The organism is Simiaoa sp. (genome assembly GCF_051972595.1).
In the GTDB taxonomy this organism is placed as follows: domain Bacteria; phylum Bacillota; class Clostridia; order Lachnospirales; family Lachnospiraceae; genus Acetatifactor; species Acetatifactor hominis.
Map to the genome: position 1 here is coordinate 98,637 of NZ_JBOKRY010000005.1, position 26,939 is coordinate 125,575.

26 protein-coding genes, 1 pseudogene and 1 riboswitch are annotated in these 26,939 nt (G+C 50.0%); of the genes and pseudogenes, 2 read left to right on the forward strand and 25 right to left on the reverse strand.

Annotated elements, in window-relative coordinates; genetic code table 11:
- Nucleotides 1-5 precede the first annotated feature (5 nt).
- The 23 genes from ACTRDR_RS03280 to ACTRDR_RS03390 all read right to left on the reverse strand — a co-directional run bounded on the left by ACTRDR_RS03280 (nt 6) and on the right by ACTRDR_RS03390 (nt 25,403).
- The gene (locus ACTRDR_RS03280; RefSeq protein ID WP_440526143.1) at nt 6-1,136 is read right to left on the reverse strand and encodes a DUF362 domain-containing protein; all 1,131 of its coding nucleotides are present in this window, start codon (nt 1,134-1,136) and stop codon (nt 6-8) included.
- A gap of 33 nt (nt 1,137-1,169) precedes the next feature.
- A complete protein-coding gene (locus ACTRDR_RS03285) occupies nt 1,170-2,603 on the reverse strand; it encodes a cobyrinate a,c-diamide synthase (RefSeq protein ID WP_440526144.1) in 1,434 nt (477 codons plus the stop codon).
- Nucleotides 2,600-4,798, reverse strand: coding sequence for a precorrin-6A reductase (cobK, locus tag ACTRDR_RS03290; RefSeq protein ID WP_440526145.1), 2,199 nt, complete (start codon nt 4,796-4,798; stop codon nt 2,600-2,602). Before cobK ends, ACTRDR_RS03285 begins: the two co-directional genes overlap by 4 nt.
- Nucleotides 4,799-4,838: 40 nt before the next feature.
- Nucleotides 4,839-5,585: a precorrin-3B C(17)-methyltransferase gene (gene cobJ / locus ACTRDR_RS03295; protein WP_440526146.1), complete on the reverse strand. Its 747-nt coding sequence runs from the start codon at nt 5,583-5,585 to the stop codon at nt 4,839-4,841.
- A 48-nt stretch (nt 5,586-5,633) separates the two neighbouring features.
- Complete coding sequence (locus ACTRDR_RS03300; RefSeq protein WP_440526147.1) at nt 5,634-6,797, reverse strand: cobalt-precorrin 5A hydrolase; 1,164 nt, start codon at nt 6,795-6,797, stop codon at nt 5,634-5,636.
- Nucleotides 6,787-7,590, reverse strand: coding sequence for a precorrin-4 C(11)-methyltransferase (gene cobM / locus ACTRDR_RS03305; protein WP_440526148.1), 804 nt, complete (start codon nt 7,588-7,590; stop codon nt 6,787-6,789). Before cobM ends, ACTRDR_RS03300 begins: the two co-directional genes overlap by 11 nt.
- Nucleotides 7,548-8,732 (reverse strand): cobalt-precorrin-5B (C(1))-methyltransferase CbiD, encoded by a 1,185-nt coding sequence (cbiD, locus tag ACTRDR_RS03310; RefSeq protein ID WP_440526149.1) that lies wholly within the window; start codon nt 8,730-8,732, stop codon nt 7,548-7,550. Before cbiD ends, cobM begins: the two co-directional genes overlap by 43 nt.
- Before the next feature lie 66 nt (nt 8,733-8,798).
- Nucleotides 8,799-9,464 (reverse strand): precorrin-8X methylmutase, encoded by a 666-nt coding sequence (locus tag ACTRDR_RS03315; RefSeq protein ID WP_440526150.1) that lies wholly within the window; start codon nt 9,462-9,464, stop codon nt 8,799-8,801.
- A 63-nt stretch (nt 9,465-9,527) separates the two neighbouring features.
- Entirely contained in the window at nt 9,528-10,595 is a 1,068-nt protein-coding gene (locus tag ACTRDR_RS03320) for a pyridoxal phosphate-dependent aminotransferase (protein ID WP_440526151.1), read from the reverse strand.
- Between the two features lie 159 nt (nt 10,596-10,754).
- Nucleotides 10,755-11,738 (reverse strand): adenosylcobinamide-phosphate synthase CbiB, encoded by a 984-nt coding sequence (cbiB, locus tag ACTRDR_RS03325; RefSeq protein WP_440526152.1) that lies wholly within the window; start codon nt 11,736-11,738, stop codon nt 10,755-10,757.
- Entirely contained in the window at nt 11,735-12,451 is a 717-nt protein-coding gene (locus ACTRDR_RS03330; protein ID WP_440526153.1) for a histidine phosphatase family protein, read from the reverse strand. Before ACTRDR_RS03330 ends, cbiB begins: the two co-directional genes overlap by 4 nt.
- Nucleotides 12,424-12,819, reverse strand: coding sequence for a bifunctional adenosylcobinamide kinase/adenosylcobinamide-phosphate guanylyltransferase (locus tag ACTRDR_RS03335; protein WP_176862159.1), 396 nt, complete (start codon nt 12,817-12,819; stop codon nt 12,424-12,426). The genes ACTRDR_RS03330 and ACTRDR_RS03335 overlap by 28 nt, the downstream gene beginning before the upstream one ends.
- 53 nt (nt 12,820-12,872) lie before the next feature.
- Nucleotides 12,873-13,646, reverse strand: a complete 774-nt coding sequence (locus tag ACTRDR_RS03340; protein WP_440526154.1) for an adenosylcobinamide-GDP ribazoletransferase — start codon at nt 13,644-13,646, stop codon at nt 12,873-12,875.
- A 57-nt stretch (nt 13,647-13,703) separates the two neighbouring features.
- Entirely contained in the window at nt 13,704-14,273 is a 570-nt protein-coding gene (locus tag ACTRDR_RS03345; protein WP_176862155.1) for a bifunctional adenosylcobinamide kinase/adenosylcobinamide-phosphate guanylyltransferase, read from the reverse strand.
- 97 nt (nt 14,274-14,370) lie between these two features.
- Entirely contained in the window at nt 14,371-15,459 is a 1,089-nt protein-coding gene (gene cobT / locus ACTRDR_RS03350) for a nicotinate-nucleotide--dimethylbenzimidazole phosphoribosyltransferase (RefSeq protein WP_440526155.1), read from the reverse strand.
- Nucleotides 15,428-16,951, reverse strand: a complete 1,524-nt coding sequence (locus ACTRDR_RS03355; RefSeq protein WP_440526156.1) for a cobyric acid synthase — start codon at nt 16,949-16,951, stop codon at nt 15,428-15,430. Before ACTRDR_RS03355 ends, cobT begins: the two co-directional genes overlap by 32 nt.
- A gap of 57 nt (nt 16,952-17,008) precedes the next feature.
- Nucleotides 17,009-18,148 carry an ABC transporter ATP-binding protein gene (locus ACTRDR_RS03360; protein WP_440526166.1) on the reverse strand — a complete coding sequence of 380 codons (1,140 nt, stop codon included), beginning with the start codon at nt 18,146-18,148 and terminating at the stop codon, nt 17,009-17,011.
- Nucleotides 18,149-18,155: 7 nt separating this feature from the next.
- Complete coding sequence (locus tag ACTRDR_RS03365) at nt 18,156-19,172, reverse strand: FecCD family ABC transporter permease (protein WP_440526157.1); 1,017 nt, start codon at nt 19,170-19,172, stop codon at nt 18,156-18,158.
- Between the two features lie 93 nt (nt 19,173-19,265).
- A complete protein-coding gene (locus tag ACTRDR_RS03370) occupies nt 19,266-20,468 on the reverse strand; it encodes an ABC transporter substrate-binding protein (protein ID WP_440526158.1) in 1,203 nt (400 codons plus the stop codon).
- 135 nt (nt 20,469-20,603) lie between these two features.
- Nucleotides 20,604-21,536, reverse strand: coding sequence for an iron transporter (locus ACTRDR_RS03375; protein ID WP_440526159.1), 933 nt, complete (start codon nt 21,534-21,536; stop codon nt 20,604-20,606).
- Nucleotides 21,537-21,591: 55 nt separating this feature from the next.
- Entirely contained in the window at nt 21,592-22,833 is a 1,242-nt protein-coding gene (locus tag ACTRDR_RS03380) for a sirohydrochlorin cobaltochelatase (RefSeq protein ID WP_440526160.1), read from the reverse strand.
- 218 nt (nt 22,834-23,051) lie between these two features.
- A riboswitch (cobalamin riboswitch) is annotated at nt 23,052-23,246 on the reverse strand.
- A 43-nt stretch (nt 23,247-23,289) separates the two neighbouring features.
- The gene (locus tag ACTRDR_RS03385; protein ID WP_176862143.1) at nt 23,290-23,946 is read right to left on the reverse strand and encodes a TetR family transcriptional regulator; all 657 of its coding nucleotides are present in this window, start codon (nt 23,944-23,946) and stop codon (nt 23,290-23,292) included.
- Nucleotides 23,947-24,464: 518 nt separating this feature from the next.
- Nucleotides 24,465-25,403, reverse strand: coding sequence for a Fic family protein (locus ACTRDR_RS03390; protein ID WP_440526161.1), 939 nt, complete (start codon nt 25,401-25,403; stop codon nt 24,465-24,467).
- A gap of 438 nt (nt 25,404-25,841) precedes the next feature.
- On the opposite strand from ACTRDR_RS03390, the gene ACTRDR_RS03395 reads away from it, so the two are divergent.
- Nucleotides 25,842-26,114, forward strand: coding sequence for a type II toxin-antitoxin system RelB/DinJ family antitoxin (locus ACTRDR_RS03395; RefSeq protein WP_440526162.1), 273 nt, complete (start codon nt 25,842-25,844; stop codon nt 26,112-26,114).
- Nucleotides 26,115-26,151: 37 nt separating this feature from the next.
- Here ACTRDR_RS03395 and ACTRDR_RS03400 read toward each other — a convergent pair whose 3' ends face one another.
- On the reverse strand, nt 26,152-26,415 hold the full coding sequence (locus tag ACTRDR_RS03400; RefSeq protein ID WP_440526163.1) for a phage holin family protein: 264 nt from the start codon (nt 26,413-26,415) through the stop codon (nt 26,152-26,154).
- Between ACTRDR_RS03400 and ACTRDR_RS03405 the strand changes: the two genes are divergently transcribed.
- Nucleotides 26,372-26,665, forward strand: a complete 294-nt coding sequence (locus ACTRDR_RS03405) for an accessory gene regulator B family protein (RefSeq protein ID WP_440526164.1) — start codon at nt 26,372-26,374, stop codon at nt 26,663-26,665. The two genes, ACTRDR_RS03400 and ACTRDR_RS03405, sit on opposite strands and share 44 nt — an antisense overlap.
- 31 nt (nt 26,666-26,696) lie before the next feature.
- Here ACTRDR_RS03405 and ACTRDR_RS03410 read toward each other — a convergent pair.
- Nucleotides 26,697-26,939: pseudogene (locus tag ACTRDR_RS03410) on the reverse strand (DUF6033 family protein); the annotation flags it as partial.

The window sequence follows — 26,939 nt, forward strand, 5'->3', positions numbered from 1 at the left end:
CAAGCTTACGAAATCTTGATCAGTTCATAATCTCTGCTGCCGATGCCGATCTTCTCCGCATGCTCCAGGCAGGTCTTGTACTCCGCATTGGGAGTGGTATTTTCAAAATGATCATGGTGATCGCAAAAGTCCTCTTTTGCCATAGCATCCGCCAGCTGGCTGTTCGGCAGCGGTGTCTGCTCAAGGCAGGCATCCACGCAGACCTGATCCAGCGCCAGTGGATCAAAGGATGCAAACATACCGATATTAGGCAGAATAGGAGCATCGTTCTCGCAGTGGCAGTCACAGTTTGGAGACACATCCACTACCAGAGAAATATGGAAATTCGGTCTGCCGTCCACGACAGCCTTCGCATATTCTGCCATGCGGCAGTTGAAATCCTTCGTTGCCGCATCATAGCCGCTGTGGATCGCATCAAAATTGCAGGCGCCGATGCAGCGTCCGCAGCCCAGACATTTTTCATGATCAATGTGCATCTTATGTGTGGTCTCATCATATACCAGTCCATCATTGGCACATTCCTTCATGCAGCGCTTACAGCCCCGGCACAGACTCTCGTTGATCTCCGGCTTGCCCTGCGCATGCTGCTCCATTTTGCCCGCTCTGGAACCGCAGCCCATACCAATATTTTTAATAGCACCGCCAAAGCCCGCCGTCTCATGTCCTTTGAAATGATTCAGGGAAATAAACACATCCGCATCCATGATGGCACGACCGATCTTCGCATTCTTCACATATTCTCCGCCTTCTACCGGTACCTCAATGTCATCTGTTCCCTTCAGTCCATCGCCGATGATCACAGGACACCCTACTGTCAGGGGTGTGAAGCCATTCTCCCAGGCACAATACATATGCTCGATGGCATTCTTACGGCTGCCGGGATACAGGGTGTTGCAATCGGTCAAAAAAGGCACACCGCCCAGCTCCTTTACCACATCCGCTACTGCTTTCGCATAATTCGGGCGTAAGAAGCCCAGGTTGCCCAGCTCTCCGAAGTGCAGCTTGATTGCAACAAATTTGTGATCCATATCAATATTCTGAATCCCCGCCGCCTTCATCAGACGCTTTAACTTACTGGGAAGACCCTCTCCCAGACGGGTCCTGAAATCTGTAAAATATACCTTTGATTTTTCCATTGATTTATCCTCCGTGCAAAAAAGATACTACGATTATAACATATCTTTTCCGCTTTTTGAGAATTTTTTTGCATTCTCCACAAACCGCTTTGCGAATTCCGGGCAGGAGGGATAGTAGAGGTGGGGGAAGCCATACCAGTGATTCTCTCCCACATGAATGCAGGGATAATTTCGTCCGGTGGCGGGTTTGGTAGCGATGCAGTCTGCGCCGTTGTCCTCACTGTCATAATAGTGGAATTCGTGGGCACGGATGCGGCTGCCACGAGGCATAAAATGTCCGCTGTTCTCTTCCAGTTCGATGTATCCGAAACGCACCAGATGTCCGGTATCGAAACATTTTCCGGGCAGGACTCCCGCCATGGGATAGGAATGTCCTTCCCGGTCCGTCAGGGTCGTATGCAGGTATAGAAAACCACCGCACTCTGCCACTGTGGGCAGACCGTCTGCAACTGCCTCCCGGATCGCTGTGCGCATGGCATCGTTCTCACTTAACTGCCCGGCATACAGTTCCGGATATCCGCCCCCCAGTAACAATCCATGGATATTTTCCGGCAATGCGTTGTCATGCAGCGGGGAAAAGTACACCGGTTCCGCGCCCGCCTGTTCCAGCAGTCGCAGGTTCTCTTCGTAATAAAAACAAAAGGCTTCATCCCGGGCTACGGCGATCCGTGGGTGTATTGCTTCGCCGTTTTCCGTGGTGTCCGGTTTTTCTGCTGTGTCGTCACTTAATTTTCTTTCCGATCCGGAATTCTCCACTAACTCCGCTTCCTCTGCGATCTGCAACAGTTTTGAAATGTCTGCGGTCTCCCGTAATCTCTCTGCCGCCATACGGATCTGTTCCTGCAAGCCTTCCAGTTCTCCCGGCATGCACAATCCTAAATGTCTGCCGGCGATCTGCAGGTCCTTATTTTCCGGGAAATACCCCAGTACCGCAATGCCCAGTTCCTCTTCTGCCAGGGGCTTCAGTATCTCGTAATAGGCCGCAGACATCCGGTTGAAGATCACGCCCCGGATCAGCTGTGCCTTATCGTAAGCCAGAAAACCGGCGATCAGAGGGATCACCGATCTCCCCATGCCTTTTGCATCCACCACCAGTATGATGGGGGTCTGCGTCACCTTTGCCAGATGATAGGAGGAGCCTTCCTCACGGATGCCGCCCAGCCCGTCATACAATCCCATGACGCCTTCCATGACCACAAGCTCGCCTTCTCTGCGATCCTTCAAAAACAGCTTACGGGTGCCCTCTTCTCCGGTAAAAAAGGTATCCAGATTCCTGGCAGGAATCCCAAGCACCTGTCTGTGGAACATGGGATCGATATAATCCGGGCCGCATTTGCAGGAAGAGATATCCTCTCCGTCTTCTTTAAAAATCTGCAATAATCCACAGGTAATTGTGGTCTTGCCGCTGCCGCTCTTCGGTGCGGCGATCATGATGCGGCGTATCTTCTTTTTCTGTGCTCCGGTCATCTCTGTACTTCTCCATTCTTACCGTTGCCGGTCTCCTCTGCGCCCGGTTTTGTTTTCTTCGAATTATCCATAGGATCCTTTCCTGTCTCCCGGAACGTAAACGAGCAGATCCACACCGGATTTTCCGCCTGGGGCAGATGATAGCTTAAAAGCTTCTTCACCCGGCTTACCTGCATCTGCAGGATCTCCTCTTCCTCCACCGGAAAAGTATCCAGCACTTCCTTAAGTTCTGCAATGGTCTCCATGCTGATGGCATTGATCACAATACGCATATGGGGATTCTTCCGGTACAAGACCCGTAAAATATCCATCAATCTGCCGCCGCTGCCGCCGATAAAGGCATGAGTCGGCACAGGTAATTCCTCCAGTCCCTCCGGTGCCGGGGCTTCGATGATCTGTATATTATCCATATGAAAATACGCTCTGTTCTTCCGAAGCAGTTCCACCGCCTCCGGCTTTCTCTCAATGGCATAGACCTGCACCCGTCCGGGCACCCCGGCGATCTCTATGGCGACGGATCCGGTACCGCTGCCGATGTCATAGACCACGGCGTTTTGTGTCAGATGCAGCTTGCAGATACTGACTTCCCGGACTTCTTCTTTTGTCATTGGCGTTCTGCGGAGTTTTCCCTCGTTTTCCGAAGCATCCCGCAGGAAACAGATGTCGGCTCTTCCATGGGTCAGGCGTTCCGGTTGCCAGTGAGGATTGCGGATCAGGCAGGTATACAGCCCTTCCTCTGTAATCTCCTCACACTGCCCGGGTGTCAGGATCCGGATGCTTTCCTCCGGATAGGACATCTGATATCCCACGATCACCTCACAGTCTGTCATCCCCGCTTCTGCAAGCAGACGTCCGATCTTACGGATGTCCTCACTTCCTGAGGTCAGTAAAAATACCTTCTCATGGCTCTCCACCGTTGCCGAAAGCCGGTTCAGCTTCTTGCCGTGCATGCTCAAAATGACGGCATCTTCATAACTTTCTCCCACCCGGGCTGCCAGAGAGACCACGGAAGAAATTCCCGGCAGGATCCGCACTCCTGCGTTCAACGTTCCTGTGGCAACGGCTTCCTGCAAGGCCATATACAACTTCCTGCATCCGCTGTAAAATCCGGTATCTCCGGAAAACAGAACCGTTACCCGAAGTGGATCCTTCTGTGCTGTGATCCCGTTTTCCTGTAATTGCTCCAGATACGGCAGAATCTGCTCCGTCATGTAGTAGGGTCTTTTTTCTATTTTGGCAGAATATCTTTCGATCATGCGCTCCGCACCCAGCAGAATATCTGCAGTTTCGATCGCATGCTGCACTTCTTGCGTCTGACCGTCTTTGCTGCCCATGCCGATTCCGGCGAGGCAGATCTCCATGCTGCCCTGTCCGGAGAGCTTACAGTCACAGAGCTGTTCCAGTTTTTCACAGATTCCCGCAAAAGAATACGTATCCACAGCCTTCCTGGCAGGCTGTATCACATACACCGGAATTCCCAGTATTTTCGCAGCTTCCAGTTTTTCCTGGTACCCTCCGGTGCGTCCGCTGTTTTTCGTGACCAGGTGGCGGATATCGTATTGCTTCAGGATAGCGACGTTCATCTCTGTGGAAAAAGGTCCCTGCAATGCCAGGATCTGTCTGCCTTTGATTCCCTGCTCCATGCACAGTTCCAGGCTCTCTCTGCCCGGAAGGATCCGCACATACAGGCGGTCATGCAGTCTGCCGGAGGCACAATACGTCGCCAGTTCCTTGCTCCCTGTGGTCAGCAGAATATTACCCTCTGTATTCTCCAGCGCTTTGGCACAGTCAGCATTACTTTCAAAATACCGGATACTTACGGCAGGATCCTCTGCTTCCGGAGTCTCCGAAATTTCCCGTTCCAGACGCAGGTAAATGGGAGACTGTGTTTTCACAGCGTCCCGTATGTTCTCTGTAACGACCCTGGCATAAGGGTGGGTGGCATCCACTACGATCTCATAGCCCTCGTTACGCAGAAATTCTTCCATCTGCTGCCGGTCCATTCTGCCACGGTGAAGAGATACAAGGGGTTGCCCCTTTGTCTCTGCCGCCTCTATGCCTTTTGTCTGTTCCCGCATCACGATCTCACCATATTCCGTTGCCACGCATACGGTATGCGCGATTCCGGCATCTGCCAGGATTTCCGACAGCCGCCGTCCTTCTGTGGTTCCTGCAAAAATTACTATTTTTTTCATCCTGCTCTCCATTCCGCAGCCGATTCCTCTCAAAGAGAACTTAATGTATGTTATTCTCCACATGATATCCGCGCTTTGTGATCAGCTTGTCCCTAAGGATCTCCGTCTCCGAATTGCCAATAAATACCGTGGTGAACATATTGACTTTCCGATCTCTTAATTCCCGCAGCGTACAGGTCACCGCCCGGGTGCCTTCTCTGCCGATGTTTTCCACATAGCCACAGGGGCGCTCCCCTTCTATGGTTTCCAGTAAAATATCACAGGCCCTTTGCAGATAATCCTTTCGCCTGTGACTGGAAGGATTGTAAATTGCCATGGCAAAATCTCCCGTTGCTGCCGCCCGCAGTCTCTTTTCGATCTTCTCCCAGGGAGTCAGCAGGTCACTTAAACTGATCACACAAAAATCATGGTTTAAGGGTGCTCCCAGTACCGCCGCCCCACTGCTTGCCGCTGTAATGCCGGGGATCACGATCAGTTCCGTCTGGGGATATTCTTCTCCCAGTTCATACATCAGCGATGCCAGACCGTAGATACCGGCATCGCCGCTGCAGATAAGTGCCACCCGCTTCCCGGCTTCCGCCTCCCTAAAACACAGTTCGCAGCGCTCAGTCTCCTGCCGCATGGGGGTGGTCAGCAGTTTTTTCCCGGCGAACCGTTCTCCCAGTAATTTGATATATACCGTATAGCCGACGATCACATCCGCCTGTTCCAACGCAGCAACGGCTTCTCCTGTCATCATTTCTTCCCTGCCGGGACCTATTCCCACGATATAGATTCTATTACTCATCTGATTTTCCTCTCTCCATCATAGGCAAGTCACACCCAGATCCTCTCATTATTCCATCCATTGTAGGTTTTGCATGGCTCTCTTTGCAATTGCCACGGTCATACCGTCCTGCGCCTGCTTGCCTAAGAGTATCCATCCGCCTGTCCCGGCTGCTTTCAGGGCGGCGCGCTCGCATACATTGTCCACGCCCACCTGTGCCTTTACGAACTCGGAACTGTGAAATTCTCCCGGCACCGCCTGTAATTCCTGTGCTGTATAAGTTCTAAACGGTATCCTGTATTTTTCACTGAATTCCAGCAGGCATCGTTCCTCTTTTTTCACGTCAATAGAAGCTAATGCTGCGATCTGCTCTATGACAATGCCCTGTTCTTCCAGTATTTTTTGTAAAAATAAATCCAGCTTTGTGCTGTCCGTATCCCTCTTGCAGCCCACGCCCAGAATATATTTTTTCGGCTGCAGCAACAGTTCTGCTGACTCTTTTCGAAATATTTCTTCCATGCCGCCCGCAATCAGGACATCCACTTTTTCCGTAGGAGGATACGCGCACAGCCGGATCCCCGGCGGAATGGTCTCATCCACTGCCAGATACCCTGTTGGTACGGACATGGTAATTTCCTCGCCTGCCAGTACTTTTGCCGACACTCTGGCGATCCCCTCCCGGTTGCAGATCCGCAGATCATTCCTTTTGGCAAAGATATCTACTGCGAAACTGTCATGTAAGTCTGTGGCTGTGGTGATCACCGGGATGGCACCCAATGCTCCCGCCAGGCGGACCGCCAGTTCGTTGGCTCCACCCACATGTCCGGACAACAAGGGGATCACGTACTTTCCCATTTCGTCTGCCACCAGTACCGGACTGTCGTGCAGTTTATCCGTGATCCAGGGGGCAATGGCACGGACCGCGATCCCACTGGCACCGATAAAGACCAGTGCATGGTGAGCCGCCATCTGCTCACCGGTCCAGGCTGACACGCTCTCCTGTACCGCTATTGTATCCCCGGTATTATCTGTCGGTACGTTACTGTCTTTGTTCGGAATTCCCCCGAATGTCTGCGTTGTAACGTCCCCACTGTTTTTCGCTGTCTGCACTGTCTTTTTTCGGGAGCATTTGGTATATAGGATAACCGTCTCATTTTCCCCGTTCATGCTCTCACGGATCCGCTCCGCCAGCTGTTTTCCTGTTTTCGTAAAGCTGATCACACTAATCTTCACGCCGTTCCTCCTGCGTTTTCTTAGCCTGTGCGGCACCGCATTTTGCCTGACGGAACTCTGTGGAGAAATCCGCCGCATACAGTCTCGACTTCTGATAATTTCCATGAGTGATAACATCCCCCACCAGTACCAGCGCTGTCTTTTTGATGCCGTGTTCTTCCGCTACCCGTGCCAGTGTCTCCACCGTACAGATATAAGCCTCTTCCTCCGGCCAGGTTGCCTTGTAGACAAGGGCTGCGGGGGTGTCCGGCGCATAACCGCCCACGATCAGTCTGCGGCTCAGCTCCCGCAGCATTCCCGTGCTTAAATAGATCGCCATGGAAGCCTGATGGGCTGCCAGACTTTCGATACTCTCCTTCTGCGGTACTCCGGTCCGTCCTTCCATACGGGTGATGATCAGAGTCTGGGAGACACCGGGCAGGGTATATTCCAGATTTAACGATGCCGCCGCACCGAAGCAGGCACTGACTCCCGGACAGCTCTCATAAGGGATTCCCAGCTCGTCCAGTGCATCCATCTGCTCCCGCACCGCACCATAGATGCTGGGTTCTCCGGTGTGCAGACGCACCAGCATTTTTCCCTGCGTCTGTGCCTCCTGCATGAGCTTAATCACTTCTTCTAAGGTCAGGCGCGCGCTGTTATGAATCTCACAACCAGCTCTGGCATATTCTAACAACTCCGGATTCACCAGCGATCCCGCATAGATGATGACATCCGCCTGTTGCAGCATGTGCATGCCCCGCACCGTGATCAGATCTGCTGCTCCGCTTCCTGCGCCAACAAAGTAAACCATTCCTCTGCCTCCTTACTTTTCGCCAATGCTCCGAAATCATTGGCATACATGATACTTTCGATCGCAAGCTTTCCCTGCGCCCGCTTCTCCAGATAAAATAAAATACGCTCCATGGCATAATCCATGACTTCCTGTCTCCTGCCGCACTCGTCCAGGATCCTCACAGCTTCCTCTGTGGTGACACAGGACAGGAGCTTTGCAGCATCCACTGCCGCCACGCCGCATTTTACGGCAAATGCGGTCAACAGTTCCATCCGGCAGTCGCCCTCTCTAGAATGGGTATTCATAATACCGCCCGCCACTTTGATGAGCTTCCCGATATGTCCCGCAAGAAGCAGACGTTTGAAGCCCTCTTCCACCGCCATATCGATCGTTAGGCCGATAAAGTTACTGCATTTTACACTTTTATCCAGATCATAGTGATAGGTATTTTTCAAAAAATCCAGTCCGTAATTACCCGGAGAGATTACCACGTCTTCTCTTCCCAGTGCCCGTTGCTGCCGCAGTTCCACGCGGATCGTATCCAAAATAGCCTGGGTACTCATGGGTTCCACGACACCGCTGGTACCAAGGATTGAAATGCCGCCCACGATGCCAAGTCTCGGATTAAATGTCCGCTCTGCCAGATGTTCGCCCTCCGGCACAGAAATCTCCACTGACAGGCTTCCACAATAATCCAGCACCTGACACACCTGTAATACTTCCCGTTCGATCATCTCTCTGGGAACGTGATTGATGGCGGCATTTCCCACGGGTTGATCCAGTCCCGGTTTCGTGACCCGTCCGACACCGAAGCCGCCGTCTATTACGATCTGTGCCTGCTCAGGCGCCCGCCCGGTTCCTGCCTTAGCGCCTAGGTCTTTTCCGGCTTCTCCTGCTTCCCTGCCTTCTTCCTGCGGAAACGAGACCTTCGCGCAGATCAGTGCCCCGGTGGTAATGTCGGGATCATCCCCGCCGTCCTTTTCCACGGCGCAGCTGACCTCCCGCTCCTTACGACAGATCCTAAGGATCTGTGCCGTATAGGGGATGCCTTTGGGTGTTTCTATGGTGATCTTGGTTTTCTCCCTGCCGGTCAACAGCATATAAGCGGCTGCCTTCGCCGCTGCTGCCGCGCAGCTTCCTGTGGTAAATCCATACCGCATGCCTGTTACCTCACTGTTACTTTTCCTGTTACTGTTCCTTACACCTTTCGGCTGCCTACGTTACTTCTACTTATTGCAGCTATGATCCCTCAGCTCATACAACAATGCATTGCATATGGCTGCTGCCACGTTGCTGCCGCCCTTTCTTCCGCGGTTGATGATATAGGGCACCTCCGTCTGAAGGATCAGTTCCTTAGCAGCTTCCACATTCACGAAGCCCACAGGAACCCCGATGACGAATGCCGGACGCCAGTCGCTCTCCTGCATCATCTCGTAAATCTGTATCAGTGCCGTAGGTGCATTTCCCACTGCGAAGATCACCGGCTTTTCCCGTTTGGATGCCAGCTCCATACTGACCGCTGCCCGGGTCATTTTCCTCTCTTTTGCCATTGCTGCCACCTCAGCGTCTGCCATGTAGCAATGTACCTCCCCGCCAAAAGAAGCCAGCACCTTTTTATTGATCCCCGCCAGTGCCATATTCGTGTCCGTCACGATGTCCGCACCGTTTTTTATCAGGTTTTTGGCGATCTCCACTGCATTTTCCGAATAGGTCATCGTCTGCGCATAATCAAAATCCGCACTGGTATGGATCACCCGTCTGGTGATCATATCCTGCTCTGCGGGCAGGACAATTCCCCGCTCTGCCAGTTCCGCCGCAATGATTGCAAAGCTTCGCTTCTCGATCTCTTCCGGCAATACATATTCGATGTTCTTGTGCTCCCACTTTCCCATAGGTTTATTCTCCCGTAATCTATTTCACAATCTTTTTTCGCCTGGCCACCATCCTGCAGTGTTTTACGACAGGCACTGTTCAAGCTCGTCTAAGAGCATTCCATTCTCTTCATGCTTCTTCACCGCGATCCGGTAATAGCCCTCTCCCAGTCCCCGGAAATTTTCACAGTTGCGGATCAGGATGCCTTTTGCAAGCAATCTGTCATAGATGGGCTGTGTGGTGTAGAGTAACAGAAAATCCGCTTTTCCGGACACTACCCGGATACCCAGTGCCTCCAGGTCTTCCCTAAGATACGCCCGCTCGGTTTTCACATATTCCACGGTTTCCTGCAGATATTGCTCCGCCTGCCCCGCGCAGACGATGCCCGCTCTGTGGGCGAACACCGACAGATTCCATTCCGGCAGCTGTCTGCGGATTTCCTCCCGAAGCCCCTCGTTACTGCACACCAGATACCCCAGCCGCACACCCGGCATGGCAAAACTTTTTGTAAAAGCCCGCACCAGCAAAAGATTCGCATACTGATCTATCTTCCCAAGCAGGGATACGGGCTGCTCTCTATCCGTCTCACAGAACTCTATAAAACATTCATCCAGTACTACAATGATTCCCTGCTGCCTGCAATGCTCCATAAGCTCTCGCAGATATTCCCTGCTCATCAGCTGCCCTGTGGGGTTGTTGGGATTTGCAAGAAACAGCAGGTCTGTGTCTGCCGTCAGCGCCTGTAACAATTCCTTCCCCGGGCAAAATGCGGCCTCCTCCGACAGATATACATATTTTATATGGCTGTCTGCCGCCTTCGCCACATACTCATATCCGTAAAAGGACGGCACCGGGATCACAATATTTTCAGGCTTAAGTGCATGTACAATAGCCAGAAAAAGTTCTGACGCACCGTTGCCGAATACCAGATACTCCCCCGGGATCTCTCTGCCGCTTTGCACCGACAGCATATGACTTACTGTCTCTGTCAGTTCTCCTGCTGCGGCATCGGGATATTCCCCCACATGATTGATAGCTGCTAAAAGTGAAAGCCTTGCCTCCGCCGGCATTCCCAAGGGATTACCGTTTACCGAAAAATCCAGCCGTATCTGTCTGCTGTATATGTCACCACCATGTATGTTCTGCTGCATTTTCCTCCCTTTCCGGTTCCTATTACCATAGCGTTTTTCATGTTCTCTTTCATCTGCAGATCATTTAGCATTTCATAACTTGTGCTTTACCATCCATATTTTCCCGTACGGTGCTTTCGCACAATGCGCAGTCACAAGTACGCGGATAGAAGCCCCTCCTTATACTGCCACAACCATCAGGATCCCCAGGCACAGCAGCTCGCAGATCCATGCCGTCCGGTTCATCAGACGATTGGCTCTCCGGATATCCTCATATTCCACCTGCCGTTTTGGATCCCCGATATAGGGTTTCTTCACGACTTTGCCAAAATAACTGGCATCTCCTGCCAACTGTATTCCTAATGCGCCGGCACATACAGATTCCGTCTGGGCGGAATTGGGACTGGCGTGCTTTCTGCTGTCTCTGTGCCAGATACGCCATGCCTGCCTGCCGTTATAGCTTTTTCCGCCAAGAAATGCCGCCCCGATCATCAAAAGTGCGCTGATCCTTGCCGGAAGAAAATTCACCACATCATCCAGCTTCGCCGCCGCCCTTCCAAAGTGCAGATATCTGTCATTTTTATAACCGACCATAGAGTCCATGGTATTGACTGCCTTATATAAAAAACCAAGCACCGGCCCTCCCAGTGCTGTATACAGCATCGGCGCGATCACACCGTCGGAAGTATTCTCAGCCACAGTCTCGATGGCAGCCTTCGCCACTCCTTCTTTAGTGAGATTCTGGGTATCTCTTCCCACGATCATGGATACCGCCTCTCTGGCAGCCTCCACATTCCCCGCCTTTAATTGTTTCCATACTTTTCCGCTCTCCACCTGCAGGCACCTCGCCGCCAGGATCTGATAGGTCATGACCGCTTCCACCACCATTCCGATCTTCGGATAAAGTGCATATGCTCCCACCAGGATCAATGCCGTAAACATTCCCGTAAGCAGCAAAACAATTACCACCAAAAGTTTCCCCTGTCTGCGCTCCGCCGCCTCTCTCTCCGGGGAATTTTCCTGTGGGTTGCCGCTGCGCAGTACCTTTTCTGTCTTCGCAATCAGCCAGCCGATTCCCCGGATGGGATGTGGCAGGAAATAGGGATCGCCAAAGATCTGATCCATTAAAAATCCCGCTCCAAATGCCAGGATATGATATTTCATCCGTTTGTTTCTCCTTTTGTAAGTTCAGATACTGTAACTTCCGATACTGTAACTTCCGACAGCGGGCGGAATTTCTTCCACTGTGGGGCTCCTCCGCCTGCCTTAAATGCCAGCCTGCCACTGTAACCCTGTCCGCATTTTGCCTGATAGTCAAAATATTCTCCACCGAGGAAATGACTAAGCAGCGCCATGATAGTTCCGCCGTGAACCACCGCGGATACACTTTGTATCTTGCGATCCCCCTGCCCCGATGCAGCACTTCTCTCCCTGATCATTTTCATGTGGTATACCATTTTTTCGTATCCGGCAACACTTCGGCGGATAAACTCTTCCCTACTCTCTCCCTCCGGAAACGGCAGGGTACCTCCGCTGTCGATCCATCTCTGATAGTTCGGATCTTTTGAAAGTTCCTGATAATTATGCCCCTCAAACGCACCGAAATCCATCTCTGTCCACTCCGGGATAATGATAGGAGTCTGCCCCGGATACAGGATCTGTGCGGTCTCAAGGCACCGCTTCATGGGACCGGAAAACAGGACGTCGGCAGTTGGGTAGTTCCTGTCTGCCACGGATTTTTCCAGTGCGCCGATGCCCTCCTGGCTTAAAGCCTCGTCCGTTTTTCCAAGATATCGCCCCTCTTTATTGGAAAGCGTCGCCCCGTGCCGAATGAGGGTCAAATGAATCTCTATTTGATCTTCTGTCCGATTCCACATACCACTCTCACCACCTCATCTGCCTGCGTTGCCAGCTGTTGCAATACTCTTCCGGTGCGCTCTCTGTAAGTTCTCTCCTCCGCTTCCATTGGGACGATGCCGTTACCGATCTCGTCACAGATCAGAATGCAGTCCGGATGTTTCTTGCAAAAATTCTCTATCATTGCCTCCGGGTCTGTTCCCTGTCGCAGCTGCTCCCGGATAGAGCGGTGCAGATGATTGACGATCACCTGCAAACCACCTGTCTCTGCGGGCAGTGCCAGTGTTCCGTCCAAAACAGTCACTTCCCGTCCATCCTCACAGTGTACATAACGCTGCTTCACATAATGCAATTTTCCCTGGGCGAATCCGCCAATGATCAATATCATTTCTGTCTCCCTTTTCCAATACACTCCTGGGTAAAAATCTCCGACACTACATCTTACACTACCGGCACCAGATGTTGGGCGATTGCCACGGCAGCCACCACGCACCCTTCACAGAGTGTTACAAAATATCCAGCGGTGTCCCCCGTGATGCCGCCGAACTCTTTTTTGCTACGCCGGTAATAATACGCAAAGCTAAGCAGAGCTGCTGCCACGGCGAGCCCTCCCGCCACGACAGATATCCACAGCATAAATAGGATGCAAAGGATTCCCTGTCCGTACAAAGCAAGTTTTACCACCCTTTTGTGGGCTTTATCCGCAAACAGATACAGTGTCCCCTCCTGCTTTGCCGAAGGGAAACTCACCACTGCGATACCGCTTAATACTCTGGACAGGAAGCATCCGGCTCCCGTCACAGTAAGCATGCGCAGTGTCGTGATCTCCGAGAATCCTCCCAGGAAAATCAGTCCGTACAGTGCAAGCATGATCACTGCAAATGCCCCGATATGAGAGTCCTTCAATATCTCCAGCTTCCGGTCTCTTGACTGGTAGGAATGCAGTGCATCACAGGTATCTAAAAAACCGTCCACATGAAATCCCCCGGTGACCAAAAGCGGTATTGCCGTCCCCACCACAGCATAGCACAGGGTTCCCACCGCGAACCGGTCACAGAACCATTTCCACAGATACCACAAAGCACCGATCACTGCACCCACCCATGGAAAAAAGCAGAGGGCGTACCGCATGTCCTCGTCCTTCCACTGAAACTGTGGCATGGGGATCTTGGAATACATGGAAAACGCTATGAAAAATGACTTGATAATTCGCATGTCTGTTTCCTTTCTATGCTGATCTATGTTTATCTTGGCTGATCTATACTGACTATCCTACCCATCCTGCCGTCTCCTCGTTTTTTCTTCTGCAGAGTACGGCTTGAGCCGCTGCGAGATTCCCGCGGTGACTTCCACGACCTCGTCCGCCTTCGCGGCAAGTCTTTCGTTGATCCGCCCCAGTGCCTCGATGTATTCCATCGTAGGATCATCATAGATAATCCCATCCTCAAATACATTGTTGGTTACGATGACTAACGGATCCGCCTGTTTTCTTAAGTCTTCCATGCCTTGCAGAATCTTTTTGATCACCGTCTGACGATCCACAGGCTGTTCCCCGGAAAACATTTCGTTGGCAGTGAGATTTGACATGCATTCCAACAGTACTGCTCCTGCCGGTTCCATTTGTAAGACCGCCTGTTCCAACTCCGTAGGCTGTTCGATGGTAGTGAAGCCTTTCCCCTGTCGCAACCTGTGATGCCTGTCCACCTTTGCCTGCATCTCCGCATCCCGGATCTGCATGGTGGCGATATAATATTTTTTCTTATCACCGGCAGCCCGCAGCAGATAATCTTCCGCATAAGCGGATTTCCCGCTGCCACTGCCGCCCAGGATCAGTGTCATCATGTTGCTTCTCCGTTCGTCTGAATGTTCAGCCGCGCCATGCCCTCAAAAAATCATGCAAGCATGATTTTTGCGCCCGGATATGTTCATGGCTGAACTGTTAACGTTTATATTGTTCTACTTTGATTTCTGAGAAGGTAGCGCTCTGTCCATAAATGCTCATCGCCATATCCAGCAGTGTGAACATCATAACGGCTCCGGTTCCTTCTCCCAGTGCCATTCCCGCGTGGATCACCGGAGACAGCTGCAAAGCATCTGCAAGCTTCACTGCCGCCGGTTCTTTCCCCTGATGGGAAGGAATCAGATATTCCCGCACGCCGGGAAACAGCCGCTCCGCCACAAGGGCCGCTGCCATGCTGATCACGCCATCCAGTACGATGGGCACATGCCACAAAGCTCCGCCGATGCACATACCGGTCAGCCCGGCAATATCCAGCCCTCCGACTGTCTGCAATACCGTGAAGGCATCCGCATGCCACAGATCATGGGTTTCCAGGGCGGTGCGCACCACCTGTTGCTTCCGAGCCAGTCCCTGATCTGTCAGTCCCGCGCCTCTGCCGGTGACTTCCTCTGCCCCACACTGTAATAGGGCGGCCGTCACTGCACTGCTGGTGGTGGTGTTGCCGATTCCCATTTCCCCGGTGGCAAGGATGCCGTATCCTTTTTCCTTACACTCCCGTACCAGTCTGATTCCTGTGACAATGGCACGGACGGTCTCTTCTTCCGTCATAGCCGGTTCTTTTAAGAAATTTCTTGTCCCGGGGCACACTTTGCGATTCCATACTCCGGGAATGGATTCCTCACTATTTATCCCGATGTCCACAGGGATCGTCTCGGCACCAATGCTCTGTGCCATCCTGCAGACAGAGGAACCCTTCCTGGCCATGGACTTTGCCACCGCCAGCGTAACCTCCTGCCCGGACTGGGTCACACCCTCCTCTACAATGCCGTTATCGGCACAGAAGATCAGCACACCCTTTTTACGGATATCGATCACTTCCGTCCCTAAGATGGCTCCGATCTGTGCCGTGATGATTTCAAAGCTGCCCATGCCATCCAGCGGCTTTGCCAGAGTGTCCCAGTGCTTTTTCACAAGCTTTCTCACCGCTTCGTCCGGCGGCGTGATCCGGATCTGCGCCAATTCCTGTCCGGTGTAGTTATGAAATACGGGCTTCTCTGAGCATTCCATAGATGTCCTCCATACGCAGATATTCCCGCAGGGTATCTGCCAGTTTATCGTATTGTCTTTCCTTAATGGTGCGGTAATCCTCCCAGACGCCGTCCTCCAGAGAGATGCCTTTTTCCCGGGCCAGGGTCTGTATCATACGCCCGGCGATCTCTCCCATGTCGAACAGACCGTGGATATAGGAGCCGTAGATTCTGCCGGTGGAGTCACTGACTACATTTTCTGCACTGTTTGCCGGTCTGGCTGCCTTGTCCACGGTACCCTTCGCATCGCTGCCATCCCCGTCACAATACACCGTCTGTCCCATATGGATCTCATACCCGGCAAACTTACATCCCGTAAGTCCGGAGAAAATACCCTCCACAGCATCCAGAGTTCCATCTGTCTGGCAGCGATGTTTCTCCTTCTGCAGCACTGTCCGTACCGGAAGCAGTTCCATGCCGCGGATCTGTCCGCCTTCCTCTACACTGTCCGGATCCGCGATCTCACAGCCTAACATCTGATAGCCTCCGCAGATCCCGAAAATGGGAACTTTTCCCGCAGCCCGTTTTACCGCTGCCTCCAGTCCGTTCTGCCGCATCCATTTCAGATCTCCCATGGTATTTTTACTGCCGGGGAGAAATATCAGATCCGGCGTCCCCAGCTCTCTTACATTCGTCACATACCGGACACTGACCTCCGGCATCTGCTCAAACACATCAAAATCCGTAAAATTTGAAATTCTGGGATAGTGGATCACCGCCAGATCAATCTTCCCCACATGTTTTGCATCGAAACGGTCCGTCAGACTGTCCTCATCTTCCAGCGTGAGTTCCATATAAGGTACGGTTCCCAGCACCGGCACCTGCCCCCGTTCTGTTAGCATCTGAATGCCGGGTTCTAAAATTGTACTGTCTCCACGGAATTTGTTGATGATCAGTCCCTTTATCCTCTCCCGTTCCTCTTCGGTCAGCAGCATCAGGGTTCCCAAAAGCTGTGCGAACACGCCGCCTCTGTCAATGTCTCCCACTAAAAGTACCGGCGCATCCACCATTGCCGCCATTCCCATATTTACGATGTCATTCTGCTTCAGATTGATCTCCGCCGGGCTTCCGGCGCCCTCGATGACAATAATATCCGCATATGTTTCCAGTTTGCGGAAGGCTGCCTTGATATCCGGGATCAGTTCCGTCTTGTGGGCAAAATAGTCTCTGGCAGACAGATTTCCCCGTACCTCCCCGTTCACGATGACCTGGGATCCGGTATGGCTGGTGGGCTTTAGCAAAATAGGGTTCATGCACACCAGCGGTTCGATCCCTGCCGCTTCCGCCTGCATCACCTGCGCCCTTCCCATTTCCAGTCCTTCTTTGGTGATATAGGAATTGAGTGCCATATTCTGTGATTTAAAAGGGGCGACCCGGTAACCGTCCTGCCGAAAGATCCGGCATAGACCCGCCACCAGGAGACTTTTCCCGGCACCGGACATGGTGCCCTGTATCATTATAACTTTTGCCATCGTTTTCTCCATCCCACAGACGCCACCGGCATCCCGGGAATTTCGTTTCTGTGTTTTCTAACACCCACTACGTTGCTCCGGGTTTTCTGACTTTTCTATCTGCTTCCCCAGCTGTTCTGCGTACTCTAAAAGCTCTCTCTGATAAGTCTCCAGACTGCCGAAATTCTCCCGGCAGCAGATAACACGGTTGCACTTTTCCAGCTGCTTCTTCGCTGCCTGTATTTTTTCCTGTGACACCGGCTCAAAAGGATGCTCTGCGATCATCTCCGCCGCCAGTGCCTTCGCCACGGGATAATCCAGGTCATTTTCATACAGGATCCCGGTGACAAAGGGGATTCCCGCTCTCTGCAGACGCCGGTAAATTTTCCGTCCACTTCCGGCTCCGGCGATCACGAAGACCTGCGGTGTTCCTTCCGGCGCCGCCAGTTCCATATCACTGCTGCCCTCATCATAGCTTCCCATCCGGATGCCATAGAGTTCGGTGATATAGCCGGCTGTCATGACTTCCTCCGGCGTTCCGATCCGGTCCACCGCCCTGCCGTTCACACACAGGATTCTATCGGAGATCTTCTCCGCCAGCTCCAGTTCATGTAAGGACAAGATCACCGTAAGCGCCCTCTCCCTGCACAGCTTTTGCAGAATTGATAAAAATTCCAGCTTATGCCGCACATCCAGGTAGGAAGTCGGCTCATCCAGGATCAGTATCTCCGGTTCCTGACAGATGGCTCTGGCTAACATCACACGCTGTCTCTGTCCGTCACTGATCCGGTCAAATAGAGAATCCCCAATCTCCGCCACCTGCACCAGTTCCATGGCGTTTTGAACCGCTGCATGATCTTCTGCCCGCAGCACGCCGAAGCGTCCGGTATAAGGGTATCTTCCGGTGGCAACCACATCCTCGCAGGTCATCAGTTCCCCCCGCAGACGTTGCGTCATTACCACTGCCATTTTTTTCGACAGTTCTGCCCCGGTGAGTGTCCGCAGATCTTCTCCGTCCAGCCGCACCGTTCCCGCGATCAGGGACAGCTGTCTCGCAATACTTTTTAAGATCGTGGATTTTCCGGCACCGTTAGGTCCCAGTAATGTCAGGATCTCTCCCTTCCTGAGTGCGATCTCCACTTCTTCGATCAGAGGCTTTCCGTCGTAGCCCACACTTATTTTTTCCGTTGTAATATAATAAGGCTTCTGCGTCTTCATAGGTAAGTTATCCACGCTCCCGTCTGCTTTTGGATACCATGATCCACAGTACTACCGGTGCTCCGAAGATTGCCGTCACTGTGCTGATACCAAGCTCTGTGGGTGCCATCCAGGTTCTCGCCAGCAGATCACAGAACAGGCAGAACAAACTGCCTCCTAAGAAACATGCCGGTATCATCAGTAACGGTTTCGTGGTGCCGAATAATTTACGGATGAGCTGCGGCACGGCGATCCCCACAAAAGAGATGGGTCCGGCAAATGCCACGATGCATGCCGAAAGTACGCTGGACAACACCACCAGCAGGATCCGCAATGTCCGGATGTTCACTCCCAGATTCTGCGCATACGTTTCACCCAGCTGGTAGGCTTCCAGAGGCTTTGCCAACAGGATCACCATAAGAAAAGTTACTGCCACCACAATACTCATCACTTTCACATTGTCCCAGGTCATTCCGGAAAAGCTTCCTCTTGACCAGTTGTGGAGATTCACGATATCCGCGTCCTCCGCGAAAGTCACCACCAGTTCCGTAATGGCGGAACAGATGTAACCGATCATCACGCCGCTGACCACCAGCATGGACATGCTATCTACCTTCCTCGCCATGAGGAGCACGAATCCCATGGACAACATAGCTCCTAAAAATGCCGCCAGGATCAACAGTCCGGAGCTGACCCGAATCGCATTCCCCAGCAAAAATACCATCACCAGCGCCACTACCATCTTCGCTCCGGAAGAAATTCCTAAGACGAAGGGTCCGGCTATGGGATTGTGGAAAAAGGTCTGAAGCAGATACCCGGCTAACGCCAGCGCTCCGCCCAGGATCCCCGCCGCCAGTGTCCGGGGAAATCGGATCTCCCACAGGATTCTGGCATTCATGCCTTCTTTGGTTCTTCCCGTAGTCAGTATTTCTGTCAATGGGATCTTCACTGTTCCGATCCCTATATTGCAAAGCAGCAGCACGAGAATGCCTGCCGTCAATAGAACAAACGCTATGAGATATCTGATTTTCCTGCGCTGCTGCATGTTTTTCTCCTTCTTTTCCTATTCGTATTCCAATCGTATTCTAATCTCATTCTAAGACTCTTATACTTACGCTGTGTTTCTAAGTCCTTCATCTTACTGTAAGAGAAACAGATAACGCAGCTTAGCGGTATCATCGTCCGTCAACACCGTATGCATATCCTGCAATAAATACCCGATTGCCATGGACTGCTGGTACATATCGTTGGTGGTGCAATAGACCTGCCCCTCCTGTACCGCCTTGAAGTCTTTTAGAATATTGCATTTGCCGATCAGCTCGTCCACCGTTGTCACGCCACCGTCGATCGAGCTGTTGTAGATCAGTATGTCTGCGTCCTTCGCCCCGGCGTAAAAATCTTCGACCTGCATGTTCAGCGTGGAGCGTCCGCTTCCACTGTCCTCAAGATCCTCAAAAATGTATCTTCCCCCTGCCAGTTCGATCAGCTTCGGAATATAATCCGTGCTCTGCCGTACCTGGATCAGTCCGTTGGAAGTGACATAGAAAAATGCTATGGTCTTCCCTGTTTTTTCCCCGCTTTCTACCTCTTCCAGAATCTCTGTCTGCTCCGCAAAGGCTTCTTCTGCCTCCACTTCTTTGCCGGTCAGGGCTCCGAAAAATTTGACCCATTCCACTTTTCCCAAAGGATGTTTTTCATAGCTGGAATATTCGATCATCACCGGAATGTCAAAGCTTTGAAGCATTTCCACCACCTCCGGCGAATGCGTGATCATCCGGTTCTCGATCGCCAGATCACAGCCTTCGGACACCAGTAATTCATAATCCGGTTTACTGTATTTTCCGGCATAGATCATGTCCCCTGCCGCCATGGCATCCTTTGCTGTCTGAATGTACCAGTTCTCCTGCTTCTGCCCGGAAAAACGGATCTGCCCTACAGCATCCAGTGAGGCGAACATGTCCATCACGCCGGATGCCACCAGATATATATTTTGAAGCGGTTCCTGCAAGATACTGACATCCTCATCCAGTCCCCTTGGCACCGGCTGTCCCTCCGGCACTAACAGATACCTTTTACTGTCGGGAAGAGTTGTCAGCATCTTATACCCATCTTCGTAATAGTCCACCGCAAAATTTTCCGCATATTGCAGCTCCATGCTGCCTGTTTTTACTAATTCTGTCTGTTCTTGCTGCGTAGTCTCTGCTGCCTGGGTAACCTCCGATGGTGCTTCCGACGATGTCTCCATAGAAGCAGAAGAAGGACTGCCGCAGCCAGTTAGCCCCAGCAGTCCCATAAGAAGCAGAACATAAATCCATTTTCTTCTATTTCTTCCTGACCTCAAAGTTATCATGCCTTTCATAGCCTGCAATATTTGTGCCTGCGGATTGCTCCGTGCTACGCACTCCCACGTCTCCGCTCCGCTTCGGTCCGTGCTAAACATGTGGGCTTAGACCTTTTGACCCTGGCATCATATGTATTACTTGCCGCTCTCTGTACTCTCAAGTGTCTCAGAATGGAAAGTTACGGTGTATTCCACCTCGTGAGGTGTACTCATTGCCACGGTATCACCGATCATGGTAAGGGGTGCATCCAGTGCTTCCACCGGCACTTCAAATACGGAATTGCCTTCTGTGTTCACCGGCAGATATTTTTCACCGTTTACCAGCATATAATCATAGTTCGGGCTGCTCCATTCCAGAGTCGCCGTTGCCGCTCCGTCAGCTATCGCAAGCTGTGCGGGGGACTGGATGCTTGCTCTGCCGCTTCCGCCCTCCATGGTCAGTTCGATGGTGTAGGTGCCGTCTTCTACAGTGCTCAGATCAAAAGTGTCTGCGGTGCCCTCCGCTACCGGATCGGATACCTTTACTTTATGATCGTACCATTTTCCCTTGGTACCGATCAGTGCCAGATCAAATTCCTCTCCGATCACAGGTACCGGTACATCGAAGCCGTAGACTTCTTCCGTCATACCGTCGCTGTAAGTTACGGTATCCGTGGTGGGCTCAAGCAGCACTGCGCCATCTTTGGCTGCATCTTCCGCCAGACCCGGATAGAGATTCAGGATCTTCTTGGAACCTAAGGAAATGTGAATGGTCATAACGCCATCCTTTACCGTCAGGGTTCCCTTGCCGTCGCAGGCCTCACTGACATGGAACATGGAGCTGTCCGTGGAAAATTCAGCGGTGTAGACACCATCCGGAAGCTGTGCTTCGTTCTGCGTCGTCTCCGTGCTGACAGTTTCCGCCGCTTCCGTGCTCTCTGTCAGTGTTACGGTACTTTCCTGTCTGGCAACCGTGCTTTCTGCGGATGTCGCATCCGCTGCCTGACCGGCACCACAGCCGCCGAGCAGCAGACAGGCACTCAGTCCGCCCACGATTATGATTTTATTCCTTGCTGTCTTTGCTTTCATTACTTATTCTAATCCTTATTTTATTCCTAATTATAATTCCTATTTAAATTCTTATTTATTTCTCAGCCATTGCTGCTGCGGTATGTGCCACATACAGATCCTGGATAGCCTTGATCCCGCCGAGACCTGCGATCTGGGTATCTACGCTATCGAACTTACCGGAAGCGTTGAACTGGCTTAACCAGGAATCCTCATCCTCGCCGGCCATATCGTTGTTAGCATGATCACCTGCTACTACCATCAGGGGACGAAGAACCACTTTGGTGTAACCTGCTTCCGCAACAGCCTTGATGACTTCTTCACAGGCGGTCTCTTCCGGCTCACCTTCTACGGTTCCGATGAATACATTTTCATATCCCAGTTCGTTCATCTGTGTCTGCATCTGGCTGTAAGATACCTTTGCGGTGTGGGAAGTTCCGTGACCCATGAATACGAATGCCACGCCGTCTTCCTTTGCAGCATCCAGACTGTCATAACCTGCGGTCTTCACTGCTTCTGCGGTCAGGTCTTCTGCTACTGCCTTCTTATCTGCATTGACAACGGTTGAGTCGTCTCCCACTTCACCTAACAGTGGCTCAGCGACTTTTACGGATGCGAACTGATCCTTGTAGGCTTCTACAGCCTCCATCAGCTCGTCATACTCTGCCCCGTGCATCAGATGGGTAGGCTGTACTACCAGGTTCTTAACACCATTTGCCACAGCGCGGTCCAGTGCCTGATCCATATTGTCGATATGTTCATCATCTCTAGCCTGTATATGGTTGATGATGATCTGTGCGGTAAATGCTCTTCTTACAGACCAGTCGGGATTGGCTGCTGCGATCGCATCCTCGATACCCTTGATATCAGCCACACGGCTGTCGTTAAAGGAGGTACCGAAGCTTACTACCAGAATCTCATTCTCACCGATCTCATCCTGATTGCGGGGATCATCCTTGGAAGCATCTCCGGTATCTCTGCCGAAATAATCAGGATCTGCATTTTCCCCCTCTACCAGTTCCTTCTGTGCGTCGGTCAGTGCATCCCATGCTGCCTTGGCATCTGCACACTGCTTATCGGTATTCTCAGTTCTCTCCTGCACATAGATGGCATCGATCAATGCTGCTACTTCATCGGCTGCTGCCTGATCTGCATCTTCGGTGCTTTCGGTAGCTGTTGTTTCCGCTGCCTGGGTGGTCAAAGCCTCACTGCTTGCCTGTGCAGTGCTCTCTACGGTCTCCTGGGTATTTCCGCATCCGGTGATGCATACAGCGCCCAGTACGGTTGCCAGTACTACTGCTACGATTCTTTTTTTCATGTTTCCTCCTCTGACAGTTTTTCTGTCTCTTTTTATTTTGGGGGTGCCCCGGTATCCTTAAATATGTAAGTCAGAAACATGTTTTTCGCAACAAAAACAAAAACCCTTTCCTGTATCAGGTAAAGGGTTTGTACACATAGGAAACGAATGCAAAAAAAGCTTCTGTCGCTTCTGCATTCCACACGTACAACCAGTTACTCGTGGCTTTGAAACAAATGTTTCTGTACAGCATCCAGGCAGGTCTCCCGGCTTGAAGATCATTGCATCCGCCATCTTCCCGGTCTCCCAGTGATCTATCGGCTTCAGCTCCCTAATTACGGTGACGAGTTCGTGCAGGACTTACACCTGCTTCCCTTTTCACCGGAGCCAGCTACTTACGTGGCTGCTCCGGCACCTGAATACTCCATATTCAATTGTGGCTACTATATCACAGATTTTCTGAAATTGCAATGTCAATCAGAGATTGGTGCCATTCTGGGCATAGTTCAGGATCATTTCTTTTAAAAGCAACAGATCTCCTGTATAATCCTTGTTGTCCGTTGCTCCCCAGATAAAACCACCTGCGTAATGGGTACACGCTGCCATCATGGTATGCACCGTCACACGCATGAACTGTTCCTCCGGAATATCCGTGCGGAAGGTCTTGTCCTCTTTTGCCTTCGCATACATCATATGAAGTCTTGTGTTGACGGAATTCAGGGATGCGTGGAAATTCGCCAGTTCCTCCTGCCGCACCGTCTGGTGTGTTATATAATTGTTGAAGTTGTCATTATACTGCAGCAGATTCTTATGGTTCTGATACATGCCGATATAACTGTCCAGCGTAAAAATAAATCTTCCGATGGCCGGAATATCGTGTATTGAAGAGATTGGTCTTACCTCATCCAGCTTGTCCAGATAATCCTTCCATTTCGATGCGCAGACCGCAATAGCCAGCTCCGTCTTATTGTTGTAACAACGGAACAATGTGGCACGTCCCACACCGGCTTCTTTTGCGACCTCATCCATGCTGACCGCTTCTATTTTCTTTTCTACAAAAAGCCGGAACGCTGTATCAATGATCCGCTGGTTGCGCTCATGCTCTTTATCTATCTGTTTCTCGGATTTTCCCATTTTTCTCTTCCCTTTTCATACATTCTTACTGTTCATTTTATGGTAAAAGGCTGTGACTGTCAACGACTGTAAAAAGCTAATGTAAAAGTGCCTTGCAGATCCCTACGAATTTTCTTGTATTTAAAACGCCAATATCGGCGAAAAAAAATACAAAAGCAGGTAATTTTGTATTATAAAAATGCTTTATTTTCGCCAGGTACGCAAATAAAAGAAATTCCGTACAAAAATTCCTGATTTCGGAACTTTTTTGTACGGAATCCAATGTTTTTATACTATTTACACCAAACTGACTTATCAGTTACTTCTTCTGTCGTGTCAGGAGCGTAACAGCTTCGCAGTGCGGTGTCGTTATTTCAGACCTCAACATCCCGCGAACCCGCATAAACACTTGCTTTTTACACCCTTTGTTATTTTGCCATGTTTAATCAATGCTACTGTCTAAATTTGGCGTACAGACCGTTTGACTTGACTGACGTGTGACGGGTGCGCCGATATTTTCTAGCACCATTAATAACATTCTAAAAATTCTTCCAACAATGCTCTTTTAAGAATGCGCCAATGACCTCTAGTGGCTCACCTTCATAATATTGCACCAATAACTTCTTAAATTCCGGTACATCCTTTTCCGGTATAACTAAAAATCCCATACCTTGTGCAATCAGATAATGATTGGCAAAAATAACCGATGCTCGCTTATTTCCATCTTTGAACACCTGCGTTTTCATACAGTACATACATAACTCAATCGCTATCTCTATTGGCTCTTTATCCTGACTTCTAATTTCATCTATTCGCTCGATAACCACTGTTTCAATAGGTAATGGTGGTACATAGCTTGTTCCGCCTATCTGCACAGGAATACCACGAATACGACCTCCATCATAAAAGAAACCTTCATTAACCAACTTTGCAATATGACAAAGCATATGATAATTACTTTCACTCTGAATCACATCTCTATCTAAGATAAATTCCCAGGCGTGTTTCAAATTAAGAATCTTCTGCACATCCGTAGCCGATACCCCATTGACTTGTCCATTCTCGATAATATCCTCCGTTTGCGGAAATGTCGTTGCGACACCTTCTAACACTGCCTGATCATAAATGTTCGCTTTCAAATTTGCTCTGGCAAAATCCAAATTTTGTAATACTCTCGCTGAAAGTTCTTTATCTTCGTAACCAAGTGCCGCTAAATCTTTATTGATTTTACGAATGGCTTTATTTAAATCTTTGCGTTCCTTGGCATTACGCAAAAGCAACTGATATAGTTCAGCTGAATATACGTCTACATAAGTAGAGGTCAATTTACCTGCTACTCGCTTACGCATATACAAGTATTTTGAACCATTTAATTCCTTAATTTCCGGATTTCCATCATATGGCATCAGATTAAGCCTCGCCTGTATATCCGCTTTTTGCTGTAATAATTCTTGAATTTCTGAATAATTTGCTCCCATTCATTTCACCTCTCTCTTTTTAGGGAACTTTTATGTTGTATATTATATTAAAAAGTTCCCTAATTATCAAGAATTTTTTAGGGAACTTTTTGACATGTTGTTTGTCACAAAAGTTCCCTATTATTAAATTTAGTGCACCAAAAGGATTGCTATACAAATAAACATAACAAAAAATTTAACCTTACCGCATTACTTCTTAATATCTTGTGCTTGTAGATGCCTGGCGTCAGTCAAACCCACACATTGTGCATCTCCTGCCGAAGCGGCATTCTTTTTATCACACTGCCTTCCGGCAGAAACCTGGTCTATGTGAAGCCAAGAGCTATGCGCAGAGAGATTTCGATGCATTTTAGCAGAATTTATGTGTTTTTAATAATGACAATGCGTTGACACTATGTGCATATTTGAGTATACTATACTTGAATGGAGGTGTTCTGTATGGCAACAACTAATTTAAATATTCGTACAGACAAGGCAATCAAGGACCAGGCGGAGGAAATCTTCAATGAACTTGGTCTGAATATGACAACTGCTGTAAATATGTTCCTGAGAACCGCTATCCGTGAGCATGGTATTCCTTTTGAATTAAAACTGGAAGTACCAAATGATACGACAGCCGCTGCCATTGAGGAAGGCAGAAAAATGATGAAGGATCCTTCTGCTCCGCGTTATTCCAGTATGGATGCGTTTAAGGCAGCTCTCGACATATGAAATACGACATTCAGTTTCTCTCAGTGTTCAACCCTTTTTATAAATCCTTATTATTAACTCCATTCTTTAATTCAGTTAAAATGTTTTTTAAAAAATTAGGCAATTCTACTCCCATCCTTCCAATATTTTCTAGAATTGATAATATTTCATTGATTACAAACCAGAATGTAATCAATAGACTGAAGATAGTTCCCGAATTATGCTGTAGCCCTAGTTCATCAGCAAATCTGTATATTAAATAACCAATACATATTGCTATGAAAATCGTTAATATATACCCCACTTTTTTATATATTCCCAATACACTTTTTTACTACTCCAACCATATTCTTTATTATCGGGGTATCCCGATTCCTATTTCCTTTATGCTGTACGTGTTTTGTTCCATTATAATTTTAATCATAGGACCTGTAGATCATCCAAATCGGGAAGTTGATTCACAGGAAAACCGTATTTTTATCCGAAGAACACATTTCACCTTATTATTCAGTTTTCTGCTTGCAGTTATTTTCGCTATAACTGGAAATACAAGATATAAGTCATTATTTTAATTGCACACCTTACGGTTTCATATCAAAGTCCCTATGCCAAAGCATCAAATGCCGAAACTCCGTTTTCCGTCACTCCTGTAGAAGTTGAAGTACCTACCAATTCCACCATTTTTACTGTCAGGTCAGCTACATCTTTTCCATCAATTTTCAGATTATATTGCTGTTCTTCCTGCTCCTGTTTTTCGGCACGCTGTTTTTCCAGTCTTTCCTCTGTCTCTTTCTTTTCCTCTTTCCTTTTCTCGAGTCTTTCTTCAAGTTCTTTCCTTGCTTTTTC

What these genes read in the sequence shown, in the direction of transcription:
- ACTRDR_RS03280 (WP_440526143.1), bottom strand. Translation starts at nt 1,136, where the DNA reads ATGGAAAAATCAAAGGTATATTTTACAGATTTCAGGACCCGTCTGGGA.
- ACTRDR_RS03285 (WP_440526144.1), bottom strand. Translation starts at nt 2,603, where the DNA reads ATGACCGGAGCACAGAAAAAGAAGATACGCCGCATCATGATCGCCGCA.
- cobK (WP_440526145.1), bottom strand. Translation starts at nt 4,798, where the DNA reads ATGAAAAAAATAGTAATTTTTGCAGGAACCACAGAAGGACGGCGGCTG.
- cobJ (WP_440526146.1), bottom strand. Translation starts at nt 5,585, where the DNA reads ATGAGTAATAGAATCTATATCGTGGGAATAGGTCCCGGCAGGGAAGAA.
- cobM (WP_440526148.1), bottom strand. Translation starts at nt 7,590, where the DNA reads ATGGTTTACTTTGTTGGCGCAGGAAGCGGAGCAGCAGATCTGATCACG.
- cbiD (WP_440526149.1), bottom strand. Translation starts at nt 8,732, where the DNA reads ATGCGGTATGGATTTACCACAGGAAGCTGCGCGGCAGCAGCGGCGAAG.
- ACTRDR_RS03315 (WP_440526150.1), bottom strand. Translation starts at nt 9,464, where the DNA reads ATGGGAAAGTGGGAGCACAAGAACATCGAATATGTATTGCCGGAAGAG.
- ACTRDR_RS03320 (WP_440526151.1), bottom strand. Translation starts at nt 10,595, where the DNA reads ATGCAGCAGAACATACATGGTGGTGACATATACAGCAGACAGATACGG.
- cbiB (WP_440526152.1), bottom strand. Translation starts at nt 11,738, where the DNA reads ATGAAATATCATATCCTGGCATTTGGAGCGGGATTTTTAATGGATCAG.
- ACTRDR_RS03330 (WP_440526153.1), bottom strand. Translation starts at nt 12,451, where the DNA reads ATGTGGAATCGGACAGAAGATCAAATAGAGATTCATTTGACCCTCATT.
- ACTRDR_RS03335 (WP_176862159.1), bottom strand. Translation starts at nt 12,819, where the DNA reads ATGATATTGATCATTGGCGGATTCGCCCAGGGAAAATTGCATTATGTG.
- ACTRDR_RS03340 (WP_440526154.1), bottom strand. Translation starts at nt 13,646, where the DNA reads ATGCGAATTATCAAGTCATTTTTCATAGCGTTTTCCATGTATTCCAAG.
- ACTRDR_RS03345 (WP_176862155.1), bottom strand. Translation starts at nt 14,273, where the DNA reads ATGATGACACTGATCCTGGGCGGCAGTGGCAGCGGGAAATCCGCTTAT.
- cobT (WP_440526155.1), bottom strand. Translation starts at nt 15,459, where the DNA reads ATGGAATGCTCAGAGAAGCCCGTATTTCATAACTACACCGGACAGGAA.
- ACTRDR_RS03355 (WP_440526156.1), bottom strand. Translation starts at nt 16,951, where the DNA reads ATGGCAAAAGTTATAATGATACAGGGCACCATGTCCGGTGCCGGGAAA.
- ACTRDR_RS03360 (WP_440526166.1), bottom strand. Translation starts at nt 18,148, where the DNA reads ATGAAGACGCAGAAGCCTTATTATATTACAACGGAAAAAATAAGTGTG.
- ACTRDR_RS03365 (WP_440526157.1), bottom strand. Translation starts at nt 19,172, where the DNA reads ATGCAGCAGCGCAGGAAAATCAGATATCTCATAGCGTTTGTTCTATTG.
- ACTRDR_RS03375 (WP_440526159.1), bottom strand. Translation starts at nt 21,536, where the DNA reads ATGAAAGCAAAGACAGCAAGGAATAAAATCATAATCGTGGGCGGACTG.
- ACTRDR_RS03380 (WP_440526160.1), bottom strand. Translation starts at nt 22,833, where the DNA reads ATGAAAAAAAGAATCGTAGCAGTAGTACTGGCAACCGTACTGGGCGCT.
- ACTRDR_RS03385 (WP_176862143.1), bottom strand. Translation starts at nt 23,946, where the DNA reads ATGGGAAAATCCGAGAAACAGATAGATAAAGAGCATGAGCGCAACCAG.
- ACTRDR_RS03390 (WP_440526161.1), bottom strand. Translation starts at nt 25,403, where the DNA reads ATGGGAGCAAATTATTCAGAAATTCAAGAATTATTACAGCAAAAAGCG.
- ACTRDR_RS03395 (WP_440526162.1), top strand. Translation starts at nt 25,842, where the DNA reads ATGGCAACAACTAATTTAAATATTCGTACAGACAAGGCAATCAAGGAC.
- ACTRDR_RS03405 (WP_440526164.1), top strand. Translation starts at nt 26,372, where the DNA reads ATGAAAATCGTTAATATATACCCCACTTTTTTATATATTCCCAATACA.